The organism is Ramlibacter aurantiacus (genome assembly GCF_016722895.1).
Lineage (GTDB): Bacteria > Pseudomonadota > Gammaproteobacteria > Burkholderiales > Burkholderiaceae_C > Ramlibacter > Ramlibacter aurantiacus.
Genome location: NZ_JAEQNA010000002.1, coordinates 66,246 through 82,519, shown reverse-complemented (window position 1 = coordinate 82,519; position 16,274 = coordinate 66,246). Strand labels below are relative to the sequence as shown.

The 16,274-nt window shown below is 70.5% G+C and carries 8 protein-coding genes; 2 read left to right on the top strand and 6 right to left on the bottom strand.

Annotation, left to right across the window (positions count from 1 at the left end):
• Nucleotides 1–21: 21 nt before the first annotated feature.
• The gene (dnaG, locus tag JI739_RS08215; protein WP_201683410.1) at nt 22–1,800 is read left to right on the top strand and encodes a DNA primase; all 1,779 of its coding nucleotides are present in this window, start codon (nt 22–24) and stop codon (nt 1,798–1,800) included.
• A 262-nt stretch (nt 1,801–2,062) separates the two neighbouring features.
• Nucleotides 2,063–4,447, top strand: a complete 2,385-nt coding sequence (gene rpoD, locus JI739_RS08210; RefSeq protein WP_201683734.1) for an RNA polymerase sigma factor RpoD — start codon at nt 2,063–2,065, stop codon at nt 4,445–4,447.
• A gap of 79 nt (nt 4,448–4,526) precedes the next feature.
• Here the strand turns inward: rpoD and JI739_RS08205 are convergent, their stop codons facing one another.
• The 6 genes from JI739_RS08205 to JI739_RS08180 all read right to left on the bottom strand — a co-directional run bounded on the left by JI739_RS08205 (nt 4,527) and on the right by JI739_RS08180 (nt 16,267).
• Nucleotides 4,527–5,969: an efflux transporter outer membrane subunit gene (locus JI739_RS08205; RefSeq protein WP_201683409.1), complete on the bottom strand. Its 1,443-nt coding sequence runs from the start codon at nt 5,967–5,969 to the stop codon at nt 4,527–4,529.
• A gap of 2 nt (nt 5,970–5,971) precedes the next feature.
• A complete protein-coding gene (locus tag JI739_RS08200; protein WP_201683408.1) occupies nt 5,972–9,172 on the bottom strand; it encodes an efflux RND transporter permease subunit in 3,201 nt (1,066 codons plus the stop codon).
• Nucleotides 9,169–12,318, bottom strand: a complete 3,150-nt coding sequence (locus JI739_RS08195) for an efflux RND transporter permease subunit (protein ID WP_201683407.1) — start codon at nt 12,316–12,318, stop codon at nt 9,169–9,171. The genes JI739_RS08200 and JI739_RS08195 overlap by 4 nt, the downstream gene beginning before the upstream one ends.
• Complete coding sequence (locus JI739_RS08190; protein WP_201683406.1) at nt 12,315–13,961, bottom strand: efflux RND transporter periplasmic adaptor subunit; 1,647 nt, start codon at nt 13,959–13,961, stop codon at nt 12,315–12,317. The genes JI739_RS08195 and JI739_RS08190 overlap by 4 nt, the downstream gene beginning before the upstream one ends.
• Nucleotides 13,962–14,181: 220 nt before the next feature.
• Nucleotides 14,182–14,619, bottom strand: a complete 438-nt coding sequence (locus JI739_RS08185; protein WP_201683405.1) for a universal stress protein — start codon at nt 14,617–14,619, stop codon at nt 14,182–14,184.
• Between the two features lie 79 nt (nt 14,620–14,698).
• A complete protein-coding gene (locus tag JI739_RS08180; RefSeq protein WP_201683404.1) occupies nt 14,699–16,267 on the bottom strand; it encodes a ShlB/FhaC/HecB family hemolysin secretion/activation protein in 1,569 nt (522 codons plus the stop codon).
• Between the last annotated feature and the right edge of the window lie 7 nt (nt 16,268–16,274).

Sequence of the window (16,274 nt, the reverse complement as noted above, 5' to 3'; positions counted from 1 at the left end):
TACGGCGCCGAGACCGCAGTCATGGCCATCCCCGAAACCTTCATCCAGGAGTTGCTGGCCCGCGCCGACGTGGTCGAGATCGTCGGCCGCTACGTGCCGCTGAAGAAGACGGGCGCCAACTTCTCCGGGCTGTGCCCCTTCCACGCGGAGAAGTCGCCCTCCTTCACCGTGAGCCCCAGCAAGCAGTTCTTCCATTGCTTCGGCTGCGGCAAACACGGCAACGCCATCGGCTTCCTGATGGAGCACACCGGCATGGGCTTCATCGAGGCCGTCAAAGACCTGGCGGGGCAGTTCGGCCTGCAGGTGCCCGAGGACGAGCGCTCGCCTCAAGACCAAGTCCTGGCCGCCCAGCAGCGGCAGAAGCAGTCGACCCTGACCGGGGTTCTGGAGAAAGCCGCCGAGGCCTACCGGCAGCACCTCAAGCAGGCGCCTCGCGCCGTGGCCTACCTGAAGAATCGCGGGCTGTCCGGCGAGGTGGCCCGGCGGTTCGGGCTGGGCTACGCACCCGAAGGCTGGCGCACGCTGGCCGGCGTGTTTCCCTCCTACGACGATCCGGTGCTGGCCGAAAGCGGCTTGGTCATCGTCCACGAGGAGGACGACAAGCGCTATGACCGCTTCCGCGACCGCATCATGTTTCCGATCCGCAACGTCAAGGGCGAATGCATCGGCTTTGGCGGCCGCGTGCTCGGGGACGAAAAACCCAAGTACCTGAACTCGCCCGAAACGCCCGTCTTCAGCAAAGGGCGCGAGCTCTACGGGTTGTTCGAAGCCCGGCAGGCGCTGCGCGAGCACGGCTTCGCCCTGGTCACCGAGGGCTACATGGACGTGGTGGCATTGGCCCAGCTCGGCTTCCCCAATGCCGTCGCGACCCTGGGCACCGCCTGCACGACCGAACACGTGCAGAAGCTGTTCCGATTCACCGACAGCGTCGTGTTCAGCTTCGATGGGGACGCCGCCGGCCGACGCGCGGCGCGCAAGGCGCTCGACGGGGCCCTACCCTTTGCCACCGACCTGCGTTCGGTCAAGTTCCTGTTCCTGCCCCCTGAGCACGACCCCGACAGCTACGTCCGGGAGCACGGCCACGACGCTTTCGCGCGGTACATCGGAGAGGCCGCGCCCTTGTCGCGCTTCCTGGTCGACAGCGCCCGCGAGGGCTGCGACCTGTCCACCGCCGAAGGCCGCGCGCACATGGTGGCCACGGCCAAGCCGCTGTGGATTCAGCTGCCCGACGGCGCCCTCAAGCGCCAGCTGCTGGGGGAAATCGCCGACCTGGCCCAGCTCGACCGGGACGACCTGTCGGCCCTGTGGACCGGCCGCCCCGCGGCGTCGCGCAAGCCCCGTCGCCGGGTCGAGGGCGCGCCGCCCCGCCCCCGACCCGGGCGCGTGCTCCCGTTGGGGCGTGCCGATCGCATCCTGCAGATCATGTTGACCGATGCCGCCGCCTGGGAGCGCCTGTCGAACGACGACCACCACATGCTGTGCGAGCTGTCGGCCCCGCACGGACCGCTGCTCGCCTGGCTGGACGCGCGCATGCACGAGCACGGTCCCGAGCCGTGGGACGCCCTGCAGGCGGCGCTCCAAGGGCACGAGCACCACGACTTCGCGGTGTCGGTGATGACCCGCATGCCCACGGCCATTGAAAACGACCCGGCCGAGCTCGCGCACATCCTGCAGCTCGAGCGCGAGCGCCGGCGAGCCGAGGAAATGAAGGAGTTGTCGCTGCGCGCCGCCAGCGACCCCGCGGCCTATGAGCGCCTCAAGCAGCTGGTGGCCGGTCATCGCGCAGCCCGCACCTCTTGAAATTAGGCATCGAAGGTATAATGTGCGGTTTGCTCGCGGCAAGAGCGACAGCAGCACCTCCGGGCCGGCCGACAGTGACAGATGCATCCCCATGCAGCACGACAGCGCCATTCACGCAAGGACTGCACTCCAAATGTTCGCCCCACCATCTTGCCCCTGAGTCGCCGACCGCCCAGCCACGGGCGGCAGGTGCTCATCCCACGCGCCGGGCCCGCGGCGCATTTGTTGGTGTCTCGTCCTGAACATGCAGAGGTACTGGTACATGCCCGCACAGAAGTCAGCCCAGGCTGCCGTGAAACCCACCGCCACGAAGTCGATCAAACAAGCCTCCGCTGCTGCGAAGCCCGAGCTCAAGGTTGTCAAGACCCACGACAGGCCCGCAGCTGCCCAGTCATCCACGAAAGCCAAGCCTGTGCCTGCAACGAAGACCATTGCCAAATCCGATAAAGCCACGGCCAAGGACGAGCTGAAGAAGCCCGTCAAAGCCGCTGCCGAGGCGGGTGAAGTCGTCGCCAAGAAGAAGCCGGGTCGCCCGCCCAAGAGCGCGGCCGCCGAATCCGACGCCCCTGCCAAGGCGCCCGCCAAGCGCGGCCGCAAGCCCAAGGCCGCCACCACGGCCGCGGCCGGCAAGACCGGCGACACCGAAGACGAAGACCTCTCCGACATCGAGGCCGAGTTCGCCGAAGAGTCGGTGCCCGAGGCCGAGACCGCCACGGCCGAGAAGGCCAAGCCCCTGCGCATGAAGATCAGCAAGGCCAAGGAGCGGGCCTTGATGAAGGAATTCGGCCTGGACGAAACCGTCCTCACCGAAGAGGAAATGCTCAAGCGCCGCCAGCGCCTGAAAACCCTCATCAAGCTGGGCAAGACGCGCGGCTACCTGACCCACGCCGAGATCACCGACCACCTGCCCGAGAAGCTGGTCGAGGCCGAGACGCTCGAGGTGGTGGTGTCCATGCTCAACGACATGGGCGTGGCCGTGTACGAGCAGACGCCCGATGCCGAGACCCTGCTGCTGACCAACACCGGCCCCACCGCGGCCACCGAGGAAGAGGCCGAGGAAGAGGCCGAAGCCGCCCTGTCCACGGTCGACAGCGAATTCGGGCGCACCACCGACCCCGTGCGCATGTACATGCGCGAGATGGGCACGGTCGAACTGCTCACCCGCGAGGGCGAGATCGAGATCGCCAAGCGCATCGAAGGCGGCCTGCAGGCCATGATGGAGGCCATCTCCGCCTCCCCGGCCACCATCGCCGAGATCCTGCGCCTGGCCGCCGAGATCCGCGAGGGCAAGGTCGTCATCTCCACGGTGGTCGACGGCTTCTCCAACCCCAACGAAGCCGACGACTACGTGGCCGAGGAAGACTTCGACGAGTTCGATGCCGACGACGACGACGACGGCAACGGCGGCTCCAAGGCGCTGACCAAGAAGCTCGAGGAGCTGAAGAACCAGGCGCTGGAACGCTTCGCCCGCATCGCCGAGCTGTTCGAGAAGATCCACGCGACCTACGACCGCGAAGGCTACGGCACGCCTGCCTACATGGCCGCGCAACGCGAGCTGTCCGAGCAGCTCATGACCATCCGCTTCACCGCCAAGACCATCGAGAAGCTGTGCGACATGGTGCGCACCCAAGTCGAGGACGTGCGCAAGAAGGAGCGCGAGCTGCGCCGGATCATCGTGGACAAGTGCGGCATGCCGCAGGACACCTTCATCAAGGAGTTCCCGCCCAACCTGCTGAACCTCAAATGGGTGGAGAAGCAGGCTGCCGCCGGCAAGCCCTGGAGCACGGTCATCGCCCGCAACGTCCCGCCCATCCAGGAGTTGCAGACCAAGCTGGCCGAGATCCAGTCGAAGGTCGTCGTGCCGCTGACCGAGCTCAAGGAGATCAACAAGCGCATGAACGAAGGCGAGGCGGCCTCGCGCGATGCCAAGAAGGAGATGATCGAGGCCAACCTGCGGCTGGTGATCTCCATCGCCAAGAAGTACACCAACCGCGGCTTGCAGTTCCTGGACCTGATCCAGGAAGGCAACATCGGCCTGATGAAGGCGGTGGACAAGTTCGAATACCGTCGCGGCTACAAATTCTCGACCTATGCCACCTGGTGGATCCGGCAGGCCATCACGCGCTCGATCGCGGACCAGGCCCGCACCATCCGCATCCCGGTCCACATGATCGAGACCATCAACAAGATGAACCGCATCTCGCGCCAGCACCTGCAGGAGTTCGGCTTCGAGCCCGACGCCGGCATCCTGGCGGCCAAGATGGAGATCCCCGAGGACAAGATCCGCAAGATCATGAAGATCGCCAAGGAGCCGATCTCGATGGAAACGCCCATCGGGGACGACGACGATTCGCACCTGGGCGACTTCATCGAGGACACCGGCAACACCGCCCCCATCGAGGCGGCCATGCAGGCTGGCCTGCGTGACGTGGTCAAGGACATCCTCGACAGCCTCACCCCGCGCGAAGCCAAGGTGCTGCGCATGCGCTTCGGCATCGAGATGAGCACGGACCACACGCTGGAAGAAGTCGGCAAGCAGTTCGACGTGACCCGCGAGCGCATCCGCCAGATCGAAGCCAAGGCCCTGCGCAAGCTCAAGCACCCGAGCCGCAGCGACAAGCTGCGCAGCTTCATCGATTCGCTCTGATCGGGCGCCGGCAGGGTCCGGCGCCTGGCATCAAAGGGGACCCTCGTGGTCCCCTTTTTCCTGGCCGCCGTCGATGAACCTAAGAGCCGGCATCCGGCGCGCGCCAGCCGCCGCCCAGTGCCTGGACCAGCGACACCGCCGCCGCCTGCCGGCTGGTGCGCAGCTGGGCCAGCGCGCGGCGGGCTGTCTGTGCCGTGTTCTGGGCGGTGATCACCTCGCTGAAGCCGACCTGACCCGCCTGGTAGCGGTTCATCACCTGCTGTTCGACCAGGGCCGCATCGCGGGCGGCCTGCGCGCGCAGGGCTTCCTGCTCGCGCAGCAGCCGCACCGCTGCCAGCTGGTCTTCCACGGCGCGGAACGCGGCCAGCACCGTCTGCCGGTAGCGCGCCGCCGACTCTTCGAGGGCGCCCTCGGCCGCCCGCACCCGGGCCGCGATCGCGCCCCCCTCGAACACCGTCTGCGCCAGCGACGCACCCAGCGCCCAAACCAGGCTGCCTGCGCTGAGCAGGTCGCCCACGCTAGCCGCGCCCAGGCCGGCCGAGCCACTCAGGCGCAGGCTGGGATACCAGGCGGTCTGCGCCACGCCCAGCTGCGCATTCGCCAGGGCCACGCGGCGCTCGGCGGCGGCGATGTCGGGCCGGCGCAGCAGCAGCAGCGATGGCACCTCGGGCGGCACCTCGGGAATGCGGACGAAGGGCGTGTCCAGCGACTCCGCGGGGCGCGCCGCCAGGCTGAAGTTCGCCGGCGCCCGCCCCACCAGCACCGCGATGGCGTGCTCCAGCTGCGCCCGCTGGCGCTCCAGGCTCAACAGCTCGGCCCGTGAATTGGCCAGCTGCGTCTGCGCCTGCAGCACGTCGGTGCGGGCCACCACGCCAGCCTCGTAGCGGTTGCGCGTGATCTGCAGCGTGCGTTCCAGGCCCTGCACGATTTGCTGCAGCAGGGCGCGCTCGGCATCGGTGCCGCGCAGGCTGAAGTAGCTGAGCGCCAGCTCCCCCTGCAGCGACAGCCGCGCCGCCGCCAGGTCGGCCGCGCTGGCCTGCTCCGACGCGCGTGCGCCCGCCAGGCCCAGCCCCAGGCGCCCCCACAGGTCGGGTTCCCAGCTCGCGCCCAGCCCCAGGTCGAAGCTGCCGCGCGTGCCACTGGTGCCGCTGCGCGCGCCGGAGCGGTCGGCCCCGGCCTGCCCCGTCACCACCGGGAAGAACGACGCCCGCTGCTCGGCCACCAGCGCCCTCGCCTGGGCGTACGCGGCCACGGCGGCCGCGAGTGTCTGGTTGGACACCTCCACCCGCTGCATCAGTTCGGCCAGCTGCGCATCATCGAAGAGCTCCCACCAGGCGCCGCGCCCCCAGGCCTGCGCGTACCCGGCCGACGCCGGCACCCAGCTGCCCGAGCCCTGCCGGAAAGCCGCCGGCGTGTCCACCACCGGAGGCGGCTCATCGCGCACGGGGGCCATGGCGCAACCGGCCAGCGCGAGGCCGACCAGCAGGCAACCGGGGACACGAGAGGATTGCAGGCACTTCATCGTCAGGAGGTCTTCGGGTCGGCGTGGCGCACCAGCTGGTGCTCGGTGGCGCTGCGGCGGCGCAGCTTGTCCAGCAGCAGGTACACCACCGGCGTGGTCAGCAAGGTGAGCAGCTGGCTGGCGATGAGGCCGCCGACGATGGCGATGCCCAGCGGCCGGCGCAGCTCGGCGCCGTCGCCGAATCCGATCGCCAGCGGCAGCGCGCCGAGCATGGCGGCCAGGGTGGTCATCAGGATGGGGCGGAAACGCAGGAGGCAGGCCTCACGCACGGCCTGTGCCGGCGACAGGCCTCGCGCCCGCTCGGCCTCCAGCGCGAAATCGATGATCAGGATGGCGTTCTTCTTGACGATGCCGATCAGCAGGAACAGGCCGATCAGCGCCATCACCGAGAAATCGAGCCGGAACAGCATCAGCGCCAGCACCGCCCCCAGCCCGGCCGAGGGCAGCGTGGACAGCACCGTCACCGGATGCACCAGGCTTTCGTACAGGATGCCGAGCACCAGGTAAATGACGGCGATCGCCGCCGCGATCAGCAAGGCCTGCTGCGCCTGCGATTGGGCGGCCGCCCGGGCCGTGCCCTGCAGGCTGCCGCGCACGTTGTTCGGCAGGGCCACCTGCGCCTCGGCGGCGCGCACGGCCGCCTGCGCATCGGCCAGGCTGTGGCCCTCGGCCAGGTTGTAGGAGATGGTGGTGGCCAGCTCCGCGTCGTCGTGGCTCACGCCGGCCGCGGCCGGGCGCTGCGAAAAACGGGCGATCGCGGCCAGCGGAACCATGGGCGTGCCGACGCTGCTCAGGGCCTGGCCGGTGGCCGGATCGCGCAAGGCCGGGTTCGGTGGCGAGCCGGCGCCTGCCCCGGTTCCGGCGGCCGCCGCGCGCGCGGGCACGTGGATGTCCTCCAGCGCCTCGGGGCTGCGGATGTAGCGCGGCTCCACCCCCAGGATCACGCGGTACTGGTTCTGCGAGTCGTAGATGGTGGCGACCTGGCGCTGGCCGAATGCGTTGTAGAGCGCGTTGTCGATGTCGCGCGAACTCACGCCCAGGCGCGAGGCGAGCTCCTTGTCGACCTCGACGTAGCTTTCCACGGCCCGGTCCTGCTGGTCGGTATCCACGTCCACCAGCGCCGGCTGCGCCTTCATGGCCTCGGCCATGCGCAGGGCCCAGCGCTTGAGGTCGGCCTCGTTGTCGCTCTTGAGCGTGTACTCGTAGGTGGAGTTGCTCGAACGCCCGCCCATGCGCAAGTCCTGAACCGGATTCAGGAACAGGCTGATGCCGGGCACCTGGGCGAGCTGCGGCCGCAGCCGGCCGATCACCGCCTGGCCGCGCTCCCCCTTGGGCCGCTGGTCGGCCGGCTTGAGCGTGACGAAGACGAAGCCGCTGCCGGCGCGCGATCCGCCGGTGAAGCCCACCACCGTGTCGACCGACGGATCGGCCCGGATGATGTCGATCAGGGCCCGCATCTTGTCCTGCATGGCCTGGAACGAAATGCTCCGGTCGGCCCGCACCCCGCCCTGGATCTGCGAGGTGTCCTGCCGCGGGAAGAAGCCCTTTGGGATGTGCATGAACAGGTACACGTTCAGGCCGATCGCCGCCACCAGCATCGCCAGCACCAGCCAACGCGCCTGCAGCGCCCAGTCGAGCGACACCGCGTAGGCACGCTGCAGGGCGTCGAAGCCGCGCTCGAACACCCGGGCCACCCGCCCCGGCCGATGCCCGGTACCGGGCCGCAGCAGCCAGGCGCACATCATGGGCGTGGTGGTCAGCGAGATCAGCAGCGAGATCATCACGGCCGCCGACAGGGTGACCGCGAACTCGCGGAACAACCGGCCCATCTGCCCGCCCATGAACAGCAGCGGGATGAACACCGCCACCAGCGACACGCTGATCGACAGCACCGTGAAACTCACCTCGCGCGCACCCTGCAGCGCCGCCTGGAAGCGGTCCATGCCGCGCTCCATGTGACGCGCCGTGTTTTCCAGCACCACGATGGCGTCGTCCACGACGAAACCCGTGGCCACCGTGAGCGCCATCAGCGACAGGTTGTTCAGCGAAAAGCCCAGCAGTTGCATCACGCCGAAGGTGCCGAGCAGCGACACGATGGTCGCCACGCCGGGAATCAGGGTGGCCCGTGCGCTGCGCAGGAAGGCACTCACCACCAGCACCACCAGCACCAGCGCGATCACCAGCGTGAGCTGCACCTCGTGCAGCGAAGCGCGGATGGAATGGGTGCGATCGGAGGCCACCGCCACCCGCACGTCGGACGGCAGCGACGCCTGCAGCTGCGGCAGCAGGTCGCGCACCGCGTCCACCGTCTCGATCACGTTGGCCCCGGCCTGCAGGCGGATGACCACGATCACCGCCGGCTGTCCGTTGAACAGGCCCAGCGTGTTGATGTTCTCGACCCCGTCGGTCACCTCGGCCACGTCGGCCAGGCGCACCGCCGCGCCGTTGCGCCAGGCGACCACCAGGTCGCGCCAGTCCGACGCGCTGCGGCCGCCGCCGACGCTGTTGCGGGTGTAGATGGTCAGGCGTTCCTCGCCCGACTCGATCTCTCCCTTGGGCCGGTTCCCCGTGGCCGCCTGGATGGCCGCGCGCACGTCTTCGGTGGCGATGCCCCAGCGGTTCAGCGCGAAGGGCAGCAGGTTCACCCGCACCGCGGGCTGCGAGCCGCCCCCCAGCTCGACGTCGCCCACCCCGGGCACCTGCGCGATCTTCTGCTCGACGATGTTGGAGACCTCATCGTACACCCGGCCCGGCGATCGCGTGGCCGAGGTCAGCGCCAGGATCATCACCGGCGCGGCCGCCGGGTTGGCCTTGCGGTAGGTGGGATTGCTGCGCAGCGTCGCCGGCAGGTCGGCGCGCGAGGCGTTGATCGCGGCCTGCACCTCGCGCGCCGCGGCGTTGATGTCGCGATCCAGGTCGAACTGCAGCGTGACCCGCGTCGATCCGGTGCTGCTGAACGAGGTCATCTCGTTCACCCCGGCGATCACCCCCAGCCGGCGCTCCAGCGGCGTGGCCACGCTGCTGGCCATGGTTTGCGGACTGGCCCCCGGCAGGCTGGCACTGACCGAGATCACGGGGTAGTCGACCTGGGGCAACGACGCCACCGGCAGCATGAAGAAGGCCGCGATTCCCGCGAGCGCGAGCCAGGCCGTGAGGAGCACGGTGCCCACCGGCCGGCGGATGAAGGGCGCGGCCAGGTTCACGAGGCCCCGTCCTCCAGACGCCGGGCCGACGGCAGGGCCGCGGCGCCCCCACCGCCGTGGCCGGCACCCTCGCCCGCGCCGGCGCCGCGGCGCAGCCGCCTGGCCAGCCGGTCGAAGGCCAGGTAGATCACCGGCGTCGTGAACAGCGTCAGCAGCTGGCTCACGATCAGGCCGCCGAAGATGGTCAGCCCCAGCGGCCGGCGCAGCTCGGCGCCCTCGCCCCAGCCGAACATCAGCGGGATGGCCGCCCCCAGCGCCGCCAGCGTGGTCATGAGAATGGGCCGGAAGCGCAGCAGCGCCGCCTGGTGGATGGCCTCGCGCGGGCTCTTGCCCTGCTCGCGTTCGGCATCGAGGGCGAAGTCGATCATGATGATCGCGTTCTTCTTGACGATGCCGATCAACAGGATGATGCCGATGATCGCGATGACGCCCAGCGAATGGCCGCTCACCATCAGCATCAGCAGCGCACCCACCGCCGCCGAGGGCAGCGTCGAGAGGATGGTCACCGGGTGTACGTAGCTCTCATAGAGCACGCCCAGCACGATGTACATGCACACCACCGCCGCCAGGATCAGCCACAGCTGGTTCGTGAGCGATGCCTCGAAGGCACCGGCCGCGCCGAGCAGGCGCACGGTCACGGCTGGTGGCGGGTTCAGGGAGGCGGTGGCGTCGCGGATGGCCGCGACCGCCTGGCCCAGCGAATGGCCGGGCGCCGGCTCGAAGCCCACCGTGGCCGCCGGATACTGCGCGGCGCGGGTCACCTGCAGCGGCGCACGCACCTCGCGGATGCGGGCCACCGCCGACAGCGGCGTGGCGTTGCCCGAGCCGGTGCGCAGCTGCACGTCACCCAGCGACGCGGGAGTGCCCTGGGCCGGTCGCGCCTCCAGGATCACGCGGTACTGGTTGGTCTCGGTGAAGATGGTGGAGACGATGCGCTGGCCGAAGGCGCTGTACAGCGCCTCGTCGATGGCGGCGGCGGTGATGTTCAGGCGGGCGGCCGTGTCGCGGTCGATGTCCACCACCAGGGCGGCGCCCGCGGCGCCGGCATCGGTCACCACCTGTCGCAGCTGCGGCAGCTCACGCAGGCGCTGCGTGATGCGCCCGGCCCAGTCATCCACCAGGCGGCCGTCCGCCGCCTCCACCGCCAACCGGTACGGCGTGGGCCCGCTCTCGGCATCGATGGTGAGGTCTTGCACGGGCTGCAGGTAGAGCGTCACGCCGGACACTTGCTGGCCCGCGCGCCGCAGCCGGTCCATCACGGCCTCGAGCCCGTCGGCGTCGGCGCGCAGGTTCACCAGCAGCCGGCCCGTGTGCAGCATGGTGTTGTTGGCCGCGTCCACGCCCACGAAGCTGCTCAGGCTCTTGACGGCGGGATCCTGCAGCAGCGTCCTCGCCACCTCCTGCTGGACCTCGGCCATGCGCGGGAAGGAAATCGATTCCTCGGCCTGCACCCGCACCTGGACCTGGCCGGTGTCCTGCATCGGGAACAGGCCCTTGGGCACCCACCACCACAGCAGCGCCGTGAGCGCCAGCAGGGACACCGCCACCACCAGCGTGAGCGGCTGGTGCGACAGCACCCACTGCAGGCCGCGGTCGTAGCGCGCGATCACGCCGTCGAAGAAATCGGGCCCGTGCCGCTGCGGCTCCTTGAGCCAGCGGGCGGTCATCATCGGCACCAGGGTCAGCGACACCACGGCCGAAATCAGGATGGTGACCGCCAGGGTCACCGCGAACTCGCGGAACAGCCGGCCCACCACGTCGCCCATGAACAGCAGCGGGATCAGCACCGCCACCAGCGACACCGTGAGCGAGATGATGGTGAAGCCGATCTCGGTGGCCCCGTCCAGCGCCGCCTGCATCGGCCGCTTGCCCATCTCCAGGTGGCGCGAGACGTTCTCGATCATGACGATCGCGTCGTCGACCACGAAGCCGGTGGCGATGGTCAGCGCCATCAGCGTGAGGTTGTTCAGGCTGTACCCCAGCAGGTACATGGCGGCGCAGGTGCCCACCAGCGAGATCGGCACCGCCAGGCTGGCGATCACCGTGGCGCGCAGGCTGCGCAGGAAGGCGAACATCACCAGCACCACCAGCAGGGCCGCCAGCGCCAGCTCCAGCTGCACGTGGTGCACCGAGGCCCGGATGCCGGTGGTGCGGTCGGCCAGCACCTCCACGCGCACCGACTCCGGCATGCCCTGCGTGAGCTCGGGCAGCCGCTGCTGGATGGCATCGACGGTGGCGATCACGTTCGCGCCCGGCTGCCGCTGCACGTTCAGCACGATCGCCGGCTGCAGGCTGGCCTCGCCCGCGTCGGAGCGCGCACCCACCCAGGCGCCGAGCCGCACGTTCTCGGCACTCTCGACCACCCGCGCCACCTGCGACAGGCGCACCGGCGCGTTGTTCTGCCACGAGATGACCAGGTCCTGGTAGTCCTCGGCGTGCAACAGCTGGCCGTTGGCGTTGATGGTCCAGGAGCGCGTGGGGCCGTCGATGCTGCCCTTGGCGCCGGTACTGTTGGCCGCGGCGATGGCGGTGCGGATCTGGGCCAGCGTCAGTCCCTGCGAGGCCAGGGCGCGGGTGTCGACCTGGATGCGAACGGCCGGCCGCTGGCCGCCGGACACCGTGACCTGGCCCACGCCGGACACCTGGCTGATCTTGAGGGCCAGGCGCGTGTCGACCAGGTTGCGCACCTCGGTCAGCGGCAGGGCGTCCGAGGTGACCGCCAGGCTCAGCACCGGCGCATCGGCCGGGTTGACCTTGGCATAGACCGGCGGGCCCGGCAGGTCGGCCGGCAGCAGCGAGCCGCCCGCGTTGATGGCCGCCTGCACCTGCTGCTCGGCCACGTCAAGGGGCAGCCCCAGGGTGAACTGCAGCGTCACGATGGACACGCCGGTGGCGCTCGTCGAGCTCATGCGCGAAAGCCCGGGCATCTGCCCGAACTGCCGCTCGAGCGGGGCGGTGACCGTCTGGGCCATCACCTCCGGGCTGGCGCCCGGGTACAGCGTCTGCACCTGGATGGTCGGATAGTCCACCTGTGGCAGTGCGGAGACGGGCAGCAGCCGCAGGGCCGCCAGGCCGCCGAGCACGATCGCCAGCATCAGCAGCGCGGTGGCGACCGGCCGCAGGATGAAGGGACGGGACGGACTCACTGCGGGCCCGCTCCCGCCGGGCCACCGGGGCGCCGCGCCTGCATCTGGCGCCACCGCTCGAGGGCGGCGGGCTCGCCGCGGTCGAGCGCCTGCAGGAAGCTCTGGCGCCGCGCCAGCAACTCGGGGTCACCCTGGGCGGAGTCCAGCAGCCGGCGGCGCTGATCGGGGCTGGGACCGGCGGGCGCGGCGTCGCCCGGTCGCGGGGCCGCCCCGGCGACCCGGCTCGCGGCAGGGGTCGCGGCAGTGGCAGTGGCAGTGGCAGTGGCAGTGGCGGCGGAGGAGGAGGCGGGTGGCCCGCCCGGCGCCGCACCCGGTGACACGGCGGCGTCAGCGGGTGCCGCGGGTCGCCGCCCGCCCTCGCCAGCGCCACCCCGCCCGCCCGATCCGCGAGCCGCGTCACCGGGCAGTGCCACCCGCGAGCCGTCGCGCAGCCGGTCGGCGCCTTCGGTCACCACCCGCTCACCCGGGCTCAGGCCCTGCACGATCTGCACCCGGTCGGTGGTGGTGTGGCCACGCTGCACGTTGCGCAGCGATACCGTGCGGTCGGCGTTGACCACGAACACCTGCTCGCCCTGCGGGCCGCTGCGCACGGCCGCCACGGGCACCACGAGCGCGCCTTCGATGGTGCGCAGCTGCAGCCGCACGTTGACGAACTGGTTGGGGAACAGCGCGCCGTCGCTGTTCGCGAACCGGGCCTTGGCGCGCACGGTGCCGGTCTGCGCGTCGATCTGGTTGTCGAAGGAGGCCAGGCGCCCGGTGCCCAGCACCTGCGTGCGGGTGCGATCCATCGCGCGCACCGGCGCACCGGCCGAGGCGGCTTCCCGCAGCGAGGCGATCAGGTCCTGGGGCACCGCGAACTCGACGTCGATGGGCACGGTCTGCGTGATCACCGCGACGCCGTTGGAGTCGCTGGGCCCCACCACGTTGCCCACGTCCACCACCCGAAGCCCGACCCGGCCGGCGATGGGAGCGGTGATGCGGGTGTGCGCCAGGTTCAGCCGGGCGGTGCCTTCGTTGGCCTTGGACACCACGACAGCCGCCTCGAGCTGCTTGACCAGAGCCTCCTGGGTATCGACTTCCTGGCGCGCGATGGAGTCCTGCTGCAGCAGCGTGCGAAAGCGCTGCAGCGTCACCCGGGCGGCCGCCAGCTGCGCCTCGTCGCGCATGCGCTGGCCGGTGGCCTGCTGCACAGCCAGCTCGAACGGGCGCGGGTCGATCTGCGCCAGCAGCTCACCGGCGCGCACCAGCTGGCCTTCGCGGTAATTGACTTGCTGCAGCACCCCGGAGACCTGGGGCCGCACGCGGGCGGTGGCCGCCGGGATCACGGTTCCCAGGGCCTCCACCGTGACGGGGATGTCGGCACGCTCCACCTCCGCCATGCCCACGGTGGTGGGCGGCACGCGCGGCGCGCCGCCACCCGTAGCGCCCGGTCCGGCCGCGGCCCCAGGACGACCGGGGGGAACCTCGGGCGTCGACGGGCGCTGGGTCAGGTGCCAGGCCAGCCAGCCCACCGCGGCCACGATCAGCAGGGCGATCAGGGTTCCCAGCAGGGAGGCCCGTCGGCCGAGGCGGCGGGCAGGCGGCAGGTGGGGACTGCCGGGGGTCGGTTGTTCGGTCTGGAGCTGCGGGTCAGGTCGATCCATCGATGTCCTTGCGGTCGGCACGGCTCGCGGGCGTCGGGCCCGCCTTGGCAGGTCCCGCGGCCACCCCTCGAGGGGGCGGCTGGCAGTTTAGGGCCTGGCCCGTGGCGACGAAGGACGAAGCATCGCCTGCCCCTGTATCGGGCAAGTGAACTTGTGCGTCCACGCGGAAAAAAATGGACCAGGCACGAAGCCGCCCGGCTGCCGCTGCCGGGTGGACCGCCTACTGCGTGATCACCACCAGCACGCTGCAGTGGGCGTGCTCGATCAGCGCCCCCGAAATCGACCCGCGCCACCAGCGGGCGGCCCAGCTGCCCAGGTGCTTGTGGCCGACGATGATGAGGTCGGCCTCGACCTTGCGGGCGAACTTGGTGATCTCCTCGACGGCCTCGCCCATGACCACCTCGCCGCGGGCGGCGAAGCCCTTGGCTTCGAGCCGCTGCAGGCCGTCGCGCAGCACCCCCTCGAACTTGCGCCGCTCGCGTTCTTCGAGCTCCACGTCGTAGACGCCGCCTTCCAGCCCGACGAAGCTCATCGTGGACGGCATGACGGCGACCAGCACCAGTTCGGACTTGCTCCACTGGGCGAGTTCACCGCAATCGAGCAAGGCCTTCTGTCCCGCGTCGCTGCCGTCATAGGCCAAAAGAATTCGCTTGTACATGCTGCTCCTCCGCCGAAATCGATCGGCTCAGGATAGGCCGGCACGCTGGCCCGGCGGCAGGGAGAAAACCCGCAGACCTTCAGTAGCGGGCGACCACCGCCAGGTGCAGCCGGAGGTCCCCGCGCTCCGCGGGCCGGCCGCGGTGCTCCAGCACCCGCGCCAGGTCCAGCGTGACCTGCCAATCCGGGGTACCCCACCGAAGGCCAGCGCCGGCCGCGGCCAAGACATTCGAGTCGGCCATTCGCGGGCGCACCCGCCCCAGGTCGAGGAAGAACACCGGCCGCAGCCCGCCGTCACCCCAGGATGGCGCGACGGCTTCCAGGTTCAGGAGCGCGCCGCGCTCGCCGACGGCCACCCGGTCGCCGAAGCCGCGCACCGATTGAGCGCCGCCGATGCCGAACTGCTCGCCGCTGACCAGCCGCGAGCCGCTGTACTGCCCGCGGGTGCGACCCAGCACCTGCCAGCCGCCCGTGGGCACCGCCGCCTCGACCGACCAGCGCACGGAGCGCCAGGCGCGGTCGCCCTGGTTCTCGTCGTGGGCGGCGTCGGTGTTGTTCGAGCCGCCCCCCAGGTTGCCGGCCCAGTCGAGCGAAGCGGACCAGGTGCCCCAGGCCTGCTCGGCGCGCGCGCTCGCCTGCACCGTCAGCACCCGCGAGCTCACATCGGGCTGCAATCGCTGGCTGATGAAGGTGGTCTCGTTGCGGAACAGGCGGTCCTCCAGTCCGACCGCCAGCGTGGGTTCGGCACTGCCCAGGCGGGCCAGCGAGCGGGTCAGGCGCAGGCCGATGAAGCGGCCGCTGCCGCTGACGTCGAAGAATCCGTCGCCGATCGGAATGCGGCCGGAGTCGACCTCCGAATGTGTGAAGAACCCGGCCGCGGTCAGTCCCAGGGCCGGCAGCGGAACCTGGTAGTGGGCCGCGGCCATGCGCACCCGGCCCACGTCGCGAGGATCGGTTCCCCAGGAGAGCGTGGCCACATGGTCGCGGCCCCAGAGATTGGCGTGCTGCCAGGTCCCCACCAGTCGCAGCACGTCGCGGCTGGAGCCCTTGCCGCCCACGCTGGCCATGCCCGAGACGATGAAGGCCTGCGGCGGCAGATCCCGCACCCGCACCACGGCGTCCACGGTGGCGGGCTGGCGGGATTCGCGGAACACGATGGTCGCGCGCCGCGCCGGATTGCCGTTGCCCACTGCCAACTGCAGGCCCAGGCTGGACAGGGCCGGCGGCTGTCCCTCCTGCAGCGCCGGAAGGCCGGCGCGGATGTGGTCCTCGCTGAAGTGGCGGTTGCCGACCACCTCCACCTCGCCCAGGCGGATGGCGACCACCTGAAGCCGCACCTCGCCGCGTTCGGGCCGCTGCGCCGGCACATGGACCCGATGAAACGGAAAACCCGCTTCGCGCAGCCGCTGCTCGAGCGCCTGGCCGGCGGCCTCGATCTGCGTCAGCGAGCGGCCTTCGCCGAGGTGAGCGGCCAGCACCTCGCGCACCACCTGCGGCGCCAGCGGCAGCGGACCCTCGACGACATACCGCTGCACGTCCAGGGTCGGCCCGGCTGCCGGCACCCCTTGCTGCGCCTGCGCCCGCGCGGGCACGGCGGCGGCGATCCAGAAGGTTGCCCACAGCAGCAGCTTGAAGATGGCAGGGGTCATCGGGCTC

Coding starts and splice junctions, on each gene's coding strand:
- dnaG (WP_201683410.1), top strand. CDS start 22: ATGGCCATCCCCGAAACCTTCATCCAGGAGTTGCTGGCCCGCGCCGAC.
- rpoD (WP_201683734.1), top strand. CDS start 2,063: ATGCCCGCACAGAAGTCAGCCCAGGCTGCCGTGAAACCCACCGCCACG.
- JI739_RS08205 (WP_201683409.1), bottom strand. CDS start 5,969: ATGAAGTGCCTGCAATCCTCTCGTGTCCCCGGTTGCCTGCTGGTCGGC.
- JI739_RS08190 (WP_201683406.1), bottom strand. CDS start 13,961: ATGGATCGACCTGACCCGCAGCTCCAGACCGAACAACCGACCCCCGGC.
- JI739_RS08185 (WP_201683405.1), bottom strand. CDS start 14,619: ATGTACAAGCGAATTCTTTTGGCCTATGACGGCAGCGACGCGGGACAG.
- JI739_RS08180 (WP_201683404.1), bottom strand. CDS start 16,267: ATGACCCCTGCCATCTTCAAGCTGCTGCTGTGGGCAACCTTCTGGATC.